The sequence below is a fragment of the Winogradskyella sp. MIT101101 genome, assembly GCF_047126865.1.
GTDB classification, from domain to species: domain Bacteria; phylum Bacteroidota; class Bacteroidia; order Flavobacteriales; family Flavobacteriaceae; genus Winogradskyella; species Winogradskyella ouciana.
Map to the genome: position 1 here is coordinate 2817057 of NZ_CP138982.1, position 16876 is coordinate 2833932.

The following is a 16876-nucleotide window of genomic DNA, read 5'->3' on the forward strand; positions in this document are numbered from 1 at the left end:
TCATTTTTTAAAAACACTATATCATAATGAAGATTTTCAAGTTTTTCTTGTGTGCTTTGCTTTTTACTTCAGCAAGCACTTATGCTCAAAACGAAATAAAACCAGAGCGTCAACCAGGTCATACCAACCAAAACAAATTCAAACAACTCTACGATGAGTTTGCTACACCAAACATGTTTAGAACAGGTTCTGGTGCACCAGGTCCGGCATATTACCAACAGCAAGCAGATTACAAAATGGATATCGAAATCGATGATGTAAATGCAAGGTTATATGGTGACGAAACAATTACTTACACCAACAATTCGCCAGACGAGTTAAAATACCTTTGGGTGCAATTAGACCAAAATATGCGTGCGAGAGACTCTAAAACACCATTGATTAACAGTTCTGGTATTGGTCCTGCAACTTCGGCTTCAAGAGCTACAAGATCATATTTAAAAGAAAGCTTCGATGGAGGTTTTAATATTGAGCACGTAAAAGATGTAAATGGTAAAGATTTGCCTCATACCATTAATCGTACTATGATGCGAGTAGAACTGCCTAAGCCAATGAAAACAGGAGATAAATTTTCATTCAAGATAAAATGGTGGTACAACATCAATGATCACGTTAAAGATGGTGGTCGTTCTGGTTATGAATATTTTGAAGAAAACGATAACAGAATATATGTTATGGCACAATTCTATCCTCGTATGGCTGTGTACAACGATGTAGAAGGATGGCAAAATTCTCAATTTTGGGGACGTGATGAGTTTGCGTTACCATTTGGTGATTTTGATGTGAATATTACAGTGCCAGCAGACCACATTTTAGATGGAACGGGTTATTTAACCAATAGAGAAGAAGTCTATACAAAAGAAATGATGAAGCGATACAATCAAGCTAAAAAGTCTTATGACAAGCCAGTTATGATTGTAACACAAGAGGAAGCTGAGAAAACGGAAAAGACAAAAAGTAACAAGAAAAAGACTTGGAAACTTTCTGCACAAATGGTACGTGATTTTGGTTTTGCTACATCTCGCAAATTTCTATGGGATATGATGGCTGTGAAGATTGGCGACAGAGATGTTATGGCTGTTTCTATGTATTCTAAAGAAGGAAACCCATTATGGGAGCAGTGGTCAACTTATGCCGTTGCTAGTACTTTAAAATCGTATTCTCGTATGACATTCGATTATCCTTATCACAAGGCAATTTCGGTACATGCACCAATGGGAATGGAATATCCAATGATTTGTTACAATTTTGGCCGTCCTGATAAAGATGGTAACTATTCAGACAGAACTAAATACGGAATGATCAGTGTAATCATTCATGAGGTTGGACACAACTTTTTCCCAATGATCGTAAATAGTGATGAGCGTCAATGGACATGGATGGACGAAGGGTTAAACACTTTTGTACAGTATGTAGCCGAGCAAGATTTTGGTGAGTGGTATCCAACAGCGTTATCACCAGGTCATGATAAATACCCATCACGTAGAGGGCCTGCCAAAAACATTGTAAGATATATGGGAGGTAACCAAGATTTTATTGCGCCTATTATGACCAAAGGTTTAAATACCTACCAATTTGGTAGTAATGCCTACAGTAAGCCTGCCACAGGTCTTAATATCTTAAGAGAAACAATAATGGGTAGAGATTTATTCGATTATTCATTTAGAGAATATGCTAACCGTTGGATGTTTAAGCACCCAACACCTGAGGATTTTTTCCGTACCATGGAAGATGCTTCAGCCGTTGATTTAGATTGGTTCTGGAGAGGATGGTTCTATACTACAGACTATACTGATATTGGAATTAAGGAAGTAAAAAAATATGCAGTTACCAGTAACCCTAATGAAAATGGGAGAAAGTTGGCTGAGCGCTTCAATATGGATCCTAACGCCCTAGTTTATTTCATAGGTGAAGGCGAAGAAGGTTATGACGAAGCTATGAATAATGGTACATCGATTGAGGATTTACCTACAGTAAAGGAATACATAATGGATAACTTTACTCCTGAGGAACAAAAAAACCTGAAGAAATCTCCAAAGTATTTCTATCAAGTTACTTTTGATAAACCAGGTGGTTTGGTAATGCCTTTAATCGTAGAGTATGAATATGCAGATGGTTCTAAAGAGAAAGTGACTTATCCAGCTCAAATTTGGAGACTGAATGATAAGGAGGTAAGCAGAGCTGTAGCTACCGATAAGGAAATAGTAGCAATTACTGTTGACCCTGACTTAGAAACTGCAGATGTAGATACTTCTAACAATTCTTGGCCACGTGAGGTAGAACAAAGTGATTTTGATAAGTTCAAGGATAAAGTAAAGAATTAATTGAGATAAAAACGTAATATTAAGCCGACTTTAACGAGTCGGCTTTTTTTATTAACTAAAGTCACTCTATATTTGCACTGTGATAAAATTAACTACATTATTATTCATTGGAGGTACTGAAATAGTTTTTATACTATTTATAGTGGTATTGGTTTTTGGTGCAGATAAATTACCAGAAGTGGCTCGAGGCCTTGGTAAAGGTATGCGTACTTTAAAAGATGCAACCAATGATATTAAACATGAAGTCACCAAAAGTGCTAAAGAAAGCAACATCATAGACTCTGATGTAGCTAAGGAGGTTCAGGAAGAAATCAAAAAGGCCAAAGACGATTTAGAAGATTTTACTGGCTCACTTAAAAGAAAAATGTAGATTTAGATTTTTCTACTAATTGTCAAACCATCTCTTATTGGCAAAACAACAGTTTCAATTCTGTCATCGTTTTTTAGTAGTGTATTATAATCCAAAACAGCTTTAGTGGATTTATCTCTGTCCTCTAATGGTTCTACTACTTTTCCATGCCATAAGACGTTATCTGAAAGTATAACTCCACCAGAATTCAACTTATCGATTACTAAATGAAAGTAACCACTGTAGTTGGGTTTATCGGCATCTATAAATACCAAATCAAACATCTTATCTATAGTTGGAATTATATCTAAGGCATTCCCTGTATGTTGAAAAATTTGATCCCCAAAACCTGATTTGTCAAAATACTTACGTTGAAAGTCCACTAGTTCTTCATTGATGTCAATGGTATGTATTTCTCCGCTCTTTTGAAGACCTTCGGCCAAACATAAGGTAGAATAGCCAGTGAAAGTGCCTAATTCTAGTATGTTTTTAGGACTTATCAATTTTGAAATCATGCTCAAAACCCTTCCTTGATAAGGGCCACTGAGCATAATCGGTTGTAAGACTTTTTGATACGTTTCTCTGGTTAATTGTTGTAAAAGCCTTGGTTCTTGTTCAGAGTGTGCAACAATATAATTGTATAATTTTTCAGGCAAGAAATTCATTATGACAATATACGTTTAACTAATTTTTCTTTACCAATCTGGTCTTCACCACACAACCACTGTATGACATTATCTTCCCAAATTGCATCACGTTCATCTTCTCTAATAATTTTTCGTTCCATAGCCAAGTCTAAAATTTTACCTGGATAAGACGATTGTTTTTCACTTTCCATTTCTCCCAAAGGATAAGGGTCATCTAGTCCCATTAGGACTTGTTTATACCCTTGATTTTTAATAAGTAATTCTAAACCACCTGTATCATGTACCAAAGTATCAAAGAATATATTCTTATGCCCTACAGCTTTTCTTGGATGGCTTTTACCTTCAAATAAATCTGGTCTACCATCAAACCCTTGTATTCGTCTCCCTAAATTAATCTGAGCCAATTGCCCTCCATGCGCAAAGCAAGTTCTCATATTAGGATATTTGTCCTGATAGCCGTTGAGAGTTAAAAAATGGTAAGCATCTGCACACTGGGCCAACATCCATATCAAATGAAAACGCCAAGATGTGTTTTCTAATTTTATAAATTTCTCACCATCATATGGGTGAATTTCAATCGCAAGATTGTACTTGTTTGCCAATTCAAAAATTGGTTCATTTTCTTCGTCAAAAATACAACGCCAAGTACCAATGGTATCCATATAATGTGTTGGTAAACATAAGAGTTGCATGCCCAATTCTTCTACACAGCGCTCAATTTCCCAACAAGCACCACGTACAAATCCGGGATGCACTACAAAACCACAAGTAAATTTGCTAGGGTTCTCATGCTGTACTTTAGCGTTAAAATCATTCTGAAAACGTAAAGCTTGTTTCATTTCCTCAACACGTAACCCATTTCCATAAAGTTGAGACAGGTTTAAAACCACAGCATGATCTATTTTAAAGCGTTCCATCCAAGCTAATTTTTCATTTAAGAAAAAACTCGAATCTGTGATTGGTCTGTTCCAATCTTTTTGAAGCATATATTTTCGGTCTTTGTCTACCCAAAAAATCCCTTTATCTTTCATAAACTGAGGAATCTCCTCAGGATAGGGTAGTAAGTGGGAGTGACCATTTATACGTAGTTTTCGTTTACTCATATTTATTACTATTGCGAGGCATTAGCCTCGGCAAAATCTTTAAGTTTTAATTAGATTCTTAGAGTGCTCTGTACGGCACATTAGTCAATCTGTACTTTCTTAGGTGGCTGCATTACCTCACCACAATTTGGGCAACTGCGTTTGTCTTTATCACCATAGTATGCATCAAAGATTTTTGGCATATCCGTTTCAATATTATCAAGTGTAAAATCTTCTTCGTACAATTTTGTTGTACAATTTTCACAGAACCAAAGTAGCGCATCTTGCACACCTTTTTCTCTTGGATATTCTATAACCAGACCAACTGTATTTGCACCACGTTGAGGTGAATGTGGTATTTTAGGAGGTAGTAGAAAAATATCACCTTCTTTAATATGAATATCTTTTGGAGTGCCTTTGTCAATTACCTTTAAAACAATATCGCCTTCAACTTGATAGAAGAATTCTGGCGTCTCGTTGTAGTGGTAATCTTTTCTACTATTCGGTCCACCTACCACCATAACAATAAAATCTCCGTCTTTCCAAACAACTTTGTTACCAACAGGTGGTTTTAAAAGGTGACGGTTTTCTTCGATCCATTCTTTAAAGTTTATTGGAGGATATAATTTACTCATGATAAAAAGCCCTTCCTAGCCTTCCCAAAAGGAAGGAACTCTTATTCGGGTGGATAAGAGTAATTTGTTAAAAAATACAATTTAAGCTTAAAGATAATAATATTCGAGCAACTTTTCCCTTCTCTTACAGAATGGTTAAGGATGGGCTATAGACTTTTTGTACGTCCACCATCCACAGGAAGATTTATTCCGTTAATGTAGGCTGCACGTGCACTAGCTAAAAATGTAATGGCATCTGCCAATTCTTCAGGCTTGGCAAATCGTTTAGCAGGTACCGCATTTTTCATAGCGTCTGCTGCTGCCTCCTCTGTGTTGCCTGTTTTTGCAGATTTGTTTTTAATGATTTCGGTTAATCGCTCTGTACTTGTAGCGCCAGGCAATACATTGTTTACTGTGATTCCGAATTGCCCTAATTCATTGGCTAATGTTTTACTCCAATTGGCAACAGCACCACGAATGGTATTACTTACACCAAGACCGTCTAAAGGTTGTTTAACAGAAGTTGAGATGACATTAATTATTCTTCCATAACCTTCCTCTTTCATAAAAGGAACAATAGTTTGTGCTAACACATGATTGCATTTTAAGTGTTGCGTAAATGCGCTCTCAAACTCTTCTACTTTAGCTGAAAACACAGGTCCACCAGCTGGTCCGCCAGTATTGTTGACCAAAATATGGAAACCGTGATTATCTTTAATATAGATTTCAACTTTTTGTTGAAGTTCCTTTGGGTTTGAGAAATCTGCAACAATATAATCATGATTACGATGTTGAGGTAATTCAGCTAATGTGGCCTTTAACTTTTCTTCATTTCTAGCGATTAAAGTTACGTTTGTGCCTTCTTCTGCTAAGGCTATAGCAGTGGCTTTTCCTATTCCAGCTGTACTTCCGCAGACTAATGCGTATTTATTGTTGAGATTTAAGTTCATTTATTTAGTGAATTTAAAACTGTTAAGTATTTTACTAGCATCCTCAATGTATTTGTCATATTCTGCCTCAGTAGAGGAAAAGGTTAAGACATAAGCTATCCTATCTTTTACAGCAAATAGTTGATTGAATTGCAATACCATGCCATTTCCAAAATCAGCAGACCAAACTATATTTGTAGCGTCTACATCACCTATACTTACTGGCAGTGCACTTATCATTTTGGCAGTAGGTATTTGTTTTTTAACTTGATCCAATGCCACTTTTGTATATTCATCTAATGTGTAATCTGCATTGCTTAACTCTTCAATTGTTAGATTAACACTTTCTCTAAAAAGATCTTCTTTTTGAGATTCTTCAGGGCTATAAAGCATAAATGCTACGGTAGGTTGAGGGTTTTGGTCGCTATATTCCCAATCCGAAGGGTAGTTAATAGAATAATTATCTTTAGCGAAAGTTTGCCAATCGTCTTGGGCAAATAATGAGGTTGATACAAATATGAATAAGAGTGTAAGTATTTTGATTTTCATAACGTTTTAGATTTGTTTTATAAGATATTGAAACGAATTCGAAATAAGAACTTATTGTTAATATTTAATGCATACATTTTTAGGTTCAGTGAAAAAGCGTAAAGCTTCAAAACCACCTTCACGACCTACACCAGATGCTTTTACACCTCCAAAAGGTGTTCGTAAATCGCGCATCATCCAAGTGTTGACCCATACAATTCCTGCTTGTAGTTCGTTACTCATTCGCATGGTACGTTTTAAGTTATTGGTCCAAAGCGTGGCTGATAAACCGTACTTTACTTTGTTTGCCATTTCTAGGACTTCATCTTCAGTATTAAATGGCATTATGGTGACTACTGGCCCGAAAATTTCTTCTTGGTTTACTCGACATTCATCATTTGTGACTTCGATGACTGTAGGTTCTAAATAATAGCCGTTTTCGTAACCTTCAATGGTTACTTCATTTCCGCCACTAAGCACAGTTCCATTTTCTTGTTTTGCAATTTCGATATACGCTTTTACTTTTTCTAAATGTGGTTTTGAAACTAATGCACCAATATTGGTATCACTTTCTGACGGGTGACCAACTTTAAGCGTTTTTACTTTTTCTACAAAGTCTTTTTTGAACTTATCGTAAATGGAAGCTTCTATAAAAATACGACTGCCGCACAGACAGATTTGTCCTTGATTAGCAAAAGAAGACCGAACCGTAGTATTCAGCATATCATCATAATCACAGTCGGCAAAAATGATATTTGGATTTTTTCCACCGAGCTCTAAAGATAATTTTTTAAACATTGGAGCAGCTACTTTGGCAATATGCGCACCAGTTGCTGTTCCGCCAGTAAAAGAAATGGCTTTAATATCTGGATGTTCTATGATCGCTTGGCCAGTAGTGGTGCCTAATCCATGAACGATATTCAATACTCCTTTCGGTAAACCTGCTTCATTACATATTTCACCTAAAAGGTAAGCGGTCATTGGTGTTACTTCACTGGGTTTGGCAACGACGCAGTTTCCTGCTGCAATTGCTGGTGCAATTTTCCATGTAAACAAGTAGAGTGGAAGATTCCATGGGCTTATGCAGCCCACAACTCCTATCGGTTGACGCAAGGTATAATTAATAGCGTTTTGCCCAACGGATTCATGACTTTCACTTGCAAATTGTGTAATGGCATTTCCAAAAAAGCGGAAGTTACTTGCAGCTCTTGGGATATCCACGGCTTTCGCTAATGAAACAGGTTTGCCATTGTCCTTGCTTTCTTCTTCTGCAAATCGTTGTAAGTTGGCTTCTAGTAATTCTGAAATTTTAATTAGAATTCTACTGCGTTCCTCTAATGTGGTTTCACTCCAACTCGGAAAAGCAGATTTTGCAGCTTTATAAGCGTTTTCCACATCGTCCTTAGTAGAATTAGGAATCTGACCATAAACCTCTCCATTAGATGGGTTGTAGTTGTCAATCCAGTTATCTTGAGTTGGATTATGAAAGTTACCGTTTATGTAATTTTTAATGTTCAAGTTCTATTAATATAAAGAATTAATTTGTCTTATGTTGTAATCAAACATTTCTGTAAGTTCACGCTCGTACCAATAGAGGTCGGTCATTGTCATTCCGATCGAGGTCATAATTCTTTTGAATTGACTATAATCCGTAAAATCGGCATTAAAGAATATTTGAGTTGCTTGGGTTCCGAACGCGTTATAACTGTCTTGATAAGTATACAATGCATTAAGAGATTTTAATAGTTCTGGATGAATTTCTTTACCGACGCCAGATTGAATACTGGTTTGAAATGCCGCGTTCTGCAATCGTGGTGTTTGCATACCTCTCCAAAAGCTCAATGTGTTATCAATATCCTCTTCATTTTTTGGTGTATCCATAGCATCAATCGAATCTCTAACCATTATGTGATAGTCTTTGACTCTATTAATACTTTGTTTGTTAGTCATAATTTCATCCTTGAGCATATTGATTGACGTACTGACATTTTTCTCAATTTTCTTTTCCTCGTTTTTGTTTTGAAGATAAAGCGCAAGTAAAATACCTACTACAATTAAGACGATTTCTCCAATAGCATAGAGTAGGTAACTTAAGAAGCTCTTTTTCTTAAACATGTCTTTTCTTATTTTTCGGAATAAGTTTATCATTCATTCTGTCTAAAAGCCACTACTTTAATCTCCACCACTAAATCCGGATGCGGTAATTGATGTACAGCGACAGTTGTTCTGGTTGGTCCTGTTTCCTTCTCAAAAAATTCTGCGTAGGCTCTGTTATAATCTGCAAAGTCATTCATATTAACTAAGAACGAAGTCACATCGACCACATCTTTTAAAGAGGCTCCAACTTTAGCTAAATTCTCTTCTATGTTTTTTAAGACTTCTTGGGTTTGGGTGTAGGCATTTAGCTTTTTAGTTCCCATTTCGTCTATAATATCTACTCCAGCAATTGTATTGTCTGGTCTGCGAGAGCTTGTACCTGAAACAAAGATAAAATCTCCAACTTGTTTTACGTGTGGGTATGCTCCTCTTGGTGTTACTATTTTTTCATTACTCATAATTCAATTTTATCTGTCATTGCGAAGTCACTTTTTTAAGTGACTGTGGCAATCTGTTTGTTAGAACCTCAATTAATAAGATTACCACGTCACTGCGTTCCTCGTAATGACGCTTCAATTTTAATGTAGGCCAGCAATCCTATCATCTTCTAAAATGGCTTCGGTTTCTGTTTTTACTTTATCTAAAATATCTTTTATATCATCTTCAGTGGAAATGACTCCGTCTGCCAACATATTTAAAATAGCTTTGTCTTGTGCGCGTCCTCTTAGCATTGCTTCTCTGTAGCCAATATCTTCATTAAAGGTAACTAAACTATATTTTGAGGAATAATCTTCTGGAAACTCTTTTTCAAGTGCCATTTCGATTTTTCGTTTTTCTTGAAATATGGCTTGGCCGACATGATCTTTCATTTCGTGAAAATTATCAATCGCTAAATCGGCAATAGCATCAGTATCTGGTTTTCTTATTTTTTCATATTCCGAAAACACAGCTTCCCAACCTTTTTCTTTATGTGTATCCAAAACTTCATCAAAAACCACAACATCTTCAAAAGAAGCGTTCATCCCTTGTCCATAAAACGGTACAATTGCATGTGCCGAATCTCCCATAAGCAACGTATTGCCCTTATAATGCCAAGGAGAACATTTAACGGTCCCAAGAGGTGCAGTTGGATTTTCAAAAAAGTCATCAACGAGATTCGGCATTAATTCCAAAGCATCAGGAAATTCTTTTTGGAAAAATTCGGTGACTATTTCAGGTGTGGTTAGGTTGTTGAAATTATATTCGCCTTCATCGTAACTTAAGAACAGGGTTACGGTAAAACTACCATCTAAGTTTGGTAAGGCAATCACCATAAAATCGCCTCTTGGCCAGATGTGTAAAGCATTCTTGTAGGTTTTATAACCACCATCTTCTGCCGGAAGAATGCTTAATTCTTTATAGCCATGTGTGAGATAATCTTGCGAAAAACTAAACAGAAACTTCTTTTCCAAGTAATAACTCTTTCGTAACGCAGAACCTGCACCATCTGTGGCAATAATACAATCTGCATCTTCTATAAACTCGTCTTTATTGTGGTAATCCTTGAACAAAGCCGTGGTTTTTTCAAAATCTACCGATTTACATTTTTTGTTGAAGTGAATGCTTACGTTCTTATGCTTTTCAGCTTCTGTCAATAACAGACCATTAAGTTCTCCTCTAGAAATGGAATTGATATATTCATAATCGCGACCACTGTAATTTGAAAGGAATGTGTTGCCTTCTTTATCATGAAGCATTCGTCCATTCATGGGAATACAGAGTTCTTTTACTTTGTCTTCAATGCCGACTAATTTCATGGCCTTGTTACCACGATCTGAAAACGCTAAATTAATAGAGCGACCTGCAGAAATATCTGTTTTTCGAGGGTCTGGGCGCATTTCGTAAACGTTGACGTTATAACCACGTTGCCCTAGTCGAAGCGCAAGGAGACTTCCGCAGAGGCCAGCACCGATTATTAATATATTCTGAGCCCCATCTAAATCTTCCCCAGAAGGGAAGACTTTTTCACTGTTGCTATCTTTCGTATTGTTATTCATTATATTGATAGTTAGTTCCTTCCCTCTGGAAAGGTTAGGATGGGCTTTAATTTCTCAACCATTCGAAACACATCCTCAAAAGAATTGTATAAAGGCACAGGAGCACATCGTATCACATCTGGTTCTCGCCAATCACTTATCACTCCAGCTTCAGTCAGTTTGTTATGTAATGATTTATCAGCATTTAAGACTTGTATTGAGAGTTGACAACCACGTTCATCTGGATTTTCTGGTGTAATAATTCTAATGACATCTTCTCCTAATTCCTTCAATAAAAACTCAAAATAGCCCGTTAGTTTTTTTGACTTTTTTATCAGTTTTTCCATTCCTACTTCATTAAACAAATCTAAAGAGGCTTTTATCGCTGCCATAGATAATATAGGCGGATTACTCAATTGCCAACCTTCGGCACCAGGTAACACATCAAACTCATAACGCATATTAAAGCGGGTTTGTTTATTGTGGCTCCACCAACCTGTTAATCGATTGAGATCTTTGTTATAAGCATGTCGCTCATGTACGAAACAGCCAGATAGACTTCCTGGACCAGAATTTAGATATTTATAGGTACACCAAACTGCGAAATCCGCTCCTGAGTTGTGTAGATCTAAATTGACGTTTCCTGCACCATGTGCGCAGTCAAAACCAACCATGCAACCATGTTTGTGACCTAATTCCGCAATTCGTTTTAAATCGAAAAACTGCCCAGTGTAATAATTGACACCACCTATCATAATTAGTGCAATTTCGTCTCCGTGGGATTCAAGAATTCGCTCTAAATCTTCGTAACGTAATAACTCTTCTCCTTCTCTTGGACTCCAGAGGATCAGACCTTCTTTATCATCATAGCCATGATGGCGTAATTGAGATTCCACAGCGTACTTATCAGACGGGAAAGCATCACTTTCAATAAGAATTTTATAACGCTCTTTTGTAGGTTGATAAAACGACGCCATCATAAAATGAAGGTTTGCCGTTAATGAATTCATCGTAACGACTTCAATTGGTTTTGCACCAACCAAATTGGCAGTACTCTCTGTTAGGAACTCATGGTATGGTAACCACGGATTTTTAGCTTCGGTATGCCCTTCAACACCGAGATTTGCCCAATCTTTTAATTCTTGGTTGATATAATCTTTTGTGGATTTTGGTTGAAGCCCAAGAGAATTACCACAGAGGTAAATAAGCTCATTTCCATATTTGTCTTTTGGGATATGAAATCGTTCTCTATAGTTCGCTAATTCGTCTAATGTATCTTGTTGTTTGGCGTAATCTAGACCAAGTTTATAGTCGGACAATGTGGATTGATTTTCGGTTTGTAACAAAAATAAGGATTTAAAATGAGGGATTAAAGGTGTTTTTTCAATAGTAATTTTGGTTATCTTTAAGGAAACAATAAAGTTATGGGAAAGACAAAAGAATACACCAATGGAGAGGTAACCGTGGTTTGGCAAGCTGATAAATGTATCCATTCAGGTATTTGTGTAAAGGGTTCACCTGAGGTATTTCAACCAAAGGAAAGGCCTTGGGTTAAAATTGATGCCTCACCAACCAGTGAGATTGTTGAAACGGTTAAGAAATGTCCTTCGGGAGCTTTGAGCTATTATATGAATAATGGAGAGGATAAAACAGCTCAATCTTTAGAAACCAAAGTTGAAGTGTTGGAAAACGGGCCGCTTTTGGTTTATGGCACGTTGAAAGTAACTCACAAAGATGGTAACGAAGAAACAAAAAATAAAACGACTGCCTTCTGCCGGTGTGGAGCTTCACAGAACAAACCCTATTGTGATGGTGCACATGTAAAGAAGGATTTTAGAGGGTAAAAGAAAAAGCACTTTAACTCGTAAGATAAAGTGCTTTGATATATATAGGCGCCAAAAGGCGGAAAATGTAAGCTATACGTTTTAAGTCGAAATGACGGACGTGAAACTTACATTATAGATTACAAAAGTAATGCCAAAAATTATATTTAATATTACTCCAATGTTATGCTAACGTCAGTAAAGTTTAAGTTCCAGTTACCGTTGTCTTTTTTGTGGTCAATGGCAATCTTTATGCCGTTAAAATCTTTATAGTTTTCGAAAGTCGTTGCCATTGATGGTTCTTTTGAGTTTCCTTTTCTGAAAATCCATTCTTCAATCATATAATCTTCATTGTAGAAAATATCATATGCATCACCAGGCGTATAGCCACCTTCTTTAGGATAGGTTATGGTAATCATATCCATTTTAGTTTTGCTAATTGGAGCTTCAGCTTTTTTGGGTTCTGAGATTGTTGCAGACGTATCCCAAACCAATTGAAATGGCACTAATAGCCAAAACTTGTCATTTATAAATGCTCTGTCAGCATTAGGAGGAACACTATCTAGTTCTGATCTCAGGAATTTTACATGTTGTTCGCCAGCTCGCATAACCACACTATCTTTTTTTGGAAACCATTCCCAAGATCTTCCACTACCTGGTATTGTGTCACGGTCAACTCTAAATGTGAATTCTATTTTTTCTACGTTTTTCCAGTTGTCGTAACCATGTGCATTTGCTATTTTTTCTGCAATGGTTAATTCTTTTGTTTCTTCTTCAATAACTACATTGTTTTCAGATTTACAGGCTGAAACAATTAAAAGACAAATCAAACCGAGATATATTGACTTCATATTAAAAAGATGTTTTAATTTTAACCACAAAATTAAGGCCCATCCCACCCTTCCCAAAGGGAAGGCGCGAAAACTTATTAAGAAAATGGAAGAGCAGACTAATTATTTTGAAGTAAATAAAGACACATGGAACAAAAAAGTAGGTGTACATGCGCAGAGTGATATGTATAACATGGAGGCTTTTAAAGCAGGCGAAACCTCTTTAATGCCTTATGAATTGAAAGCCTTAGGCGATGTTAGCGGAAAGTCTTTGTTGCATCTACAATGCCATTTTGGGCAAGATACCTTGAGTTGGAGTAGGATGGGAGCGAAATGTGTTGGTGTGGATTTAAGTGATGAAGGTGTTAAACTTGCCAAAGCACTTAATGAGGAATTAGAGCTAGATGCTGACTTTGTATGTTGTAATGTTTTGGATACATCCCAACATGTTTCTGAAACTTTTGATATTGTCTATACAAGCTATGGAGTTATAGGCTGGTTGCCAGACTTAAAGCCTTGGGCAAAAATGATTTCAGAACAGCTAAAGGTTGGAGGAACGTTTTACATCGTAGAATTCCATCCCATTTTATGGATGTTCGATTATGTAGATGGAAAACCACAAATGAAATATCATTACAACCAAAAAGAAGTGATTTATGAAGAATACGAAGGCACCTATGCAGACCAATCTTCAAAAATGGTAAGTAAAGAATACGGTTGGAATCACGGTTTAAGTGAGGTTGTGAATGCACTTATTGAAGCAGGATTACAAATAGACTATCTTAATGAATATGATGAAAGTCCTTATGATGTCTTTCCTGACCTAGTTAAGATAGAGAACGGCATGTATAAAATGAAAGATCAGCTGTTTCCGATGCTTTTTGAAATTAAGGCGATCAAAAAATAGTGTAGACCTTTCAGGCTTTAAAAGCCTGAAAAGGTCTGATTACTTAATGCTTTGCTTCCGCTTTTAACAATTCAGGGAATTTTGCTTTAAACCTATTCAATCTTGGGATAGAAACAGCTACAATGTAGCGTTGATTAGGATTGCGCTTTTCAAAATCTTGATGATAATCTTCAGCGACCCAAAACTTTTGAAATGGATAAACTTCTGCAGCAATTTCATCATCTAATTTTTTGGCCAGAGCTGCTTTTTTCTCTTCAATGATTTTTTTCTGTTCATCGTTCTGATAGAAAATAATTGAGCGGTATTGCGAACCTCTGTCAGGTCCTTGTCCGTTGACCTGTGTTGGGTTTTGGGAGCCAAAATACACATCGACCAATGTTGCAAAACTAACTACTTCTGGATCGTAAATCACTTCAACAGCTTCTGAATGGCCAGTTCTGCCTGTATTACTCGATTCGTAGGTTGGATTTTCCGTATGTCCGCCGGAATAACCGCTAATAACCTCGTCAACACCTTTTACGCTTTCGTAAATAGCCTCAACACACCAAAAGCATCCACTGGCGAAATAGGCTTTTGCCATCCCGTTTTCCATTGGTACTTCAACGGGTTCAGCGTTGATGACTTCTTGTTGTTTTGGGTTGCTGTTTTGGGCTGAGTTATGACAGCTAAATAATAAGGCTATGCTTAAAATGGATACTAATTTTTTCATAATCTATTTTTCTTTTTCATTCAGTCGTAAGAAAATACAAATCCTTAAAATGAATTTGTATAAAGTTATGCTAAATAAAAAAGCCTTTACAATCTGTAAAGGCTTCACTGATATGTATTGAAATGATTACTTACTCAACTTAGCAAATAACTTATCCATTTTTGCTTTTTCTTCTTCAGCTAATGCAGCATCCACTAAGATACGTCCACTGTGCTCATCGGTAATCACTTTTTTGCGAGAAGCGATTTCTACTTGCACCTGCGGTGGAATGGTAAAGAATGAACCACCAGAAGCACCACGCTCAATAGCGACAACGGCTAAACCGTTCTTTACATTGTTTCTTATTCTTTGGTATGCCTTCACCAAACGGTCATCAATTTTCTTTTGAAAATCTTCAGATTTGCTCAAAAGCGCTTCTTCTTCTTTTTCCGTTTCTTTTAAAATCTCGTTTAGTTCTCCCTTTTTGTGCTTAAGGTGTTCTTTACGGTCTTTTAAACGGTCTTTTGTTTCAGAAATAACTTCTTTCTTTTGCTCAATTTGAACTTTAAATTCCTTGATATGCTTTTCAGCCAATTGAATCTCTAACTCTTGGAACTCAATTTCTTTTGTTAAAGAGTTGTATTCTCTGTTATTTCTAACATTATTCTGTTGCTCGCTATACTTTTTGATTAAAGCCTTAGCTTCTTCGATTAAGTTCTTTTTGCCTTTAATCTCATCATCAATAATAGCAAGATTGTCATTTAATTTTTCTAATCTAGTATTCAGTCCTTCAACTTCATCTTCTAAATCTCTAACTTCTAAAGGAAGCTCACCTCTGACATTTCTTATTTCGTCTACTCTAGAATCAATTAACTGTAAATCGTAGAGTGCTCTTAGACGCTCTTCTACAGTAGCTTCAGCTTTTTTTGCCATAATTATAAATACTTTACCGGATTTGTATTTGTCTTTGATAAAACGACTGCAAAATTAGTAATTTTTTTCGAGAGATAGTCTACTAAAAACGATTTTGTGAACTGTTCACTTTCATAATGTCCAATATCTGCCAAAACAATGTCGTTTTCGGCACTGAAAAAATCATGATATTTTAGATCTGCTGTAACTAAAAGGTCTGCGCCTGAGGCTTTTGCAGCTCCGATGGCAAAACTACCAGAACCTCCTAAAACAGCAATCTTTTTAATGGGCTTATTCAAAAATTTAGAATGTCTAATACATTCTGTATTCATTTTAGTCTTAACGTATTGGAGGCATTCCTTTTCATTCATTTCGGTTTTGAGCTGACCGATCATTCCCATACCTATGTATTGATTTGTATTATCTAAAGTTGTGATTTCGTAAGCGACCTCTTCGTAAGGGTGTGCGTTATAGAGAGCTTTTAAAACTTTAGATTCTAAATGTTTTTTAAAGACCACGGAAATAGCCGTTTCATTTTCGGAATGTAATATACCTTTTTCGCCAACTGTTGGGTTTGAATCTTCGTTGCCTCTATAGGTGCCTGTACCTTCAATATTAAAACTGCAAGAGTCGTAATTGCCAATATTACCTGCACCTACTTTGAATAATGCTGTTCTTAAGTCTTCTGCATTATCTCTTGGCACATACGTTTGTAACTTTTTTAAAGTATTTGGTTGAGGTATTAAAACCTTCTTATTCTCTAATCCTAATTGATCACAAATGATAGAATTAACACCTTGAAATGCGTTGTCCAATGCTGTGTGAATAGAAAATATGGCAATATTATTTTGAATAGCTTTTATCACCACACGCTCTACATACGATTTACCAGTCAGTTTTTTTAATCCTTTGAAAATAATTGGATGAAAACTTACGATGAGGTTACAATTGTTTTCAATAGCTTCGTCAACAACGGCTTCTAAAGTATCTAAAGTGACTAGGACTCCTGAGACGGATTGGTTTTTGTCACCTACCAATAAACCTACGTTGTCAAAATCTTCAGCATAGTTTAATGGAGCTAAATCGTGAAGGTGATTAATTACATCTTGTACAGTCATAAGTGCAAATTTG

18 protein-coding genes are annotated in these 16876 nt (G+C 36.3%); 4 read left to right on the top strand and 14 right to left on the bottom strand.

Features of this window, described 5'->3' with window-relative positions:
* Nucleotides 1–26: 26 nt before the first annotated feature.
* On the top strand, nucleotides 27–2324 hold the full coding sequence (locus SIB89_RS12675) for a M1 family metallopeptidase (RefSeq protein ID WP_412560065.1): 2298 nt from the start codon (nucleotides 27–29) through the stop codon (nucleotides 2322–2324).
* A 79-nt stretch (nucleotides 2325–2403) separates the two neighbouring features.
* A complete protein-coding gene (locus SIB89_RS12680; protein WP_162306913.1) occupies nucleotides 2404–2694 on the top strand; it encodes a twin-arginine translocase TatA/TatE family subunit in 291 nt (96 codons plus the stop codon).
* A gap of 2 nt (nucleotides 2695–2696) precedes the next feature.
* Here the strand turns inward: SIB89_RS12680 and SIB89_RS12685 are convergent, their stop codons facing one another.
* The 10 genes from SIB89_RS12685 to kynU form a co-directional block, all read right to left on the bottom strand.
* Nucleotides 2697–3338, bottom strand: coding sequence for an O-methyltransferase (locus SIB89_RS12685; protein ID WP_412560066.1), 642 nt, complete (start codon nucleotides 3336–3338; stop codon nucleotides 2697–2699).
* Nucleotides 3338–4423, bottom strand: coding sequence for an amidohydrolase family protein (locus tag SIB89_RS12690; protein WP_155088427.1), 1086 nt, complete (start codon nucleotides 4421–4423; stop codon nucleotides 3338–3340). The genes SIB89_RS12685 and SIB89_RS12690 overlap by 1 nt, the downstream gene beginning before the upstream one ends.
* 80 nt (nucleotides 4424–4503) lie before the next feature.
* Nucleotides 4504–5037 carry a 3-hydroxyanthranilate 3,4-dioxygenase gene (locus SIB89_RS12695; protein ID WP_155088428.1) on the bottom strand — a complete coding sequence of 178 codons (534 nt, stop codon included), beginning with the start codon at nucleotides 5035–5037 and terminating at the stop codon, nucleotides 4504–4506.
* Nucleotides 5038–5183: 146 nt separating this feature from the next.
* On the bottom strand, nucleotides 5184–5966 hold the full coding sequence (locus SIB89_RS12700; protein WP_412560067.1) for an SDR family oxidoreductase: 783 nt from the start codon (nucleotides 5964–5966) through the stop codon (nucleotides 5184–5186).
* Nucleotides 5967–6494 carry a PsbP-related protein gene (locus tag SIB89_RS12705; RefSeq protein ID WP_412560068.1) on the bottom strand — a complete coding sequence of 176 codons (528 nt, stop codon included), beginning with the start codon at nucleotides 6492–6494 and terminating at the stop codon, nucleotides 5967–5969.
* Between the two features lie 57 nt (nucleotides 6495–6551).
* The gene (locus SIB89_RS12710; RefSeq protein ID WP_412560069.1) at nucleotides 6552–7991 is read right to left on the bottom strand and encodes an aldehyde dehydrogenase; all 1440 of its coding nucleotides are present in this window, start codon (nucleotides 7989–7991) and stop codon (nucleotides 6552–6554) included.
* Between the two features lie 6 nt (nucleotides 7992–7997).
* Nucleotides 7998–8621: a hypothetical protein gene (locus SIB89_RS12715; RefSeq protein WP_412560070.1), complete on the bottom strand. Its 624-nt coding sequence runs from the start codon at nucleotides 8619–8621 to the stop codon at nucleotides 7998–8000.
* On the bottom strand, nucleotides 8618–9028 hold the full coding sequence (locus SIB89_RS12720; protein ID WP_412560071.1) for a RidA family protein: 411 nt from the start codon (nucleotides 9026–9028) through the stop codon (nucleotides 8618–8620). Before SIB89_RS12720 ends, SIB89_RS12715 begins: the two co-directional genes overlap by 4 nt.
* Nucleotides 9029–9148: 120 nt before the next feature.
* Complete coding sequence (locus tag SIB89_RS12725) at nucleotides 9149–10606, bottom strand: FAD-dependent oxidoreductase (RefSeq protein WP_412560072.1); 1458 nt, start codon at nucleotides 10604–10606, stop codon at nucleotides 9149–9151.
* Nucleotides 10607–10617: 11 nt separating this feature from the next.
* Nucleotides 10618–11904, bottom strand: coding sequence for a kynureninase (gene kynU / locus SIB89_RS12730; protein WP_412561915.1), 1287 nt, complete (start codon nucleotides 11902–11904; stop codon nucleotides 10618–10620).
* Nucleotides 11905–12009: 105 nt separating this feature from the next.
* Here kynU and SIB89_RS12735 point away from each other — a divergent pair, with 105 nt between their 5' ends.
* Complete coding sequence (locus SIB89_RS12735; RefSeq protein ID WP_273288751.1) at nucleotides 12010–12429, top strand: (4Fe-4S)-binding protein; 420 nt, start codon at nucleotides 12010–12012, stop codon at nucleotides 12427–12429.
* A gap of 152 nt (nucleotides 12430–12581) precedes the next feature.
* On the opposite strand, the gene SIB89_RS12740 is transcribed toward SIB89_RS12735, so the two are convergent.
* Nucleotides 12582–13259, bottom strand: coding sequence for a hypothetical protein (locus SIB89_RS12740; RefSeq protein ID WP_412560073.1), 678 nt, complete (start codon nucleotides 13257–13259; stop codon nucleotides 12582–12584).
* Between the two features lie 85 nt (nucleotides 13260–13344).
* On the opposite strand from SIB89_RS12740, the gene SIB89_RS12745 reads away from it, so the two are divergent.
* The gene (locus SIB89_RS12745) at nucleotides 13345–14145 is read left to right on the top strand and encodes a class I SAM-dependent methyltransferase (RefSeq protein WP_412560074.1); all 801 of its coding nucleotides are present in this window, start codon (nucleotides 13345–13347) and stop codon (nucleotides 14143–14145) included.
* 43 nt (nucleotides 14146–14188) lie between these two features.
* On the opposite strand, the gene msrA is transcribed toward SIB89_RS12745, so the two are convergent.
* From msrA to SIB89_RS12760, 3 genes are all read right to left on the bottom strand, one after another.
* Nucleotides 14189–14854: a peptide-methionine (S)-S-oxide reductase MsrA gene (msrA, locus tag SIB89_RS12750; RefSeq protein WP_412560075.1), complete on the bottom strand. Its 666-nt coding sequence runs from the start codon at nucleotides 14852–14854 to the stop codon at nucleotides 14189–14191.
* 126 nt (nucleotides 14855–14980) lie between these two features.
* A complete protein-coding gene (locus SIB89_RS12755; RefSeq protein WP_155088440.1) occupies nucleotides 14981–15766 on the bottom strand; it encodes a zinc ribbon domain-containing protein in 786 nt (261 codons plus the stop codon).
* Nucleotides 15767–15768: 2 nt separating this feature from the next.
* Nucleotides 15769–16863: a Nif3-like dinuclear metal center hexameric protein gene (locus tag SIB89_RS12760; protein WP_412560076.1), complete on the bottom strand. Its 1095-nt coding sequence runs from the start codon at nucleotides 16861–16863 to the stop codon at nucleotides 15769–15771.
* Nucleotides 16864–16876: the final 13 nt, after the last annotated feature.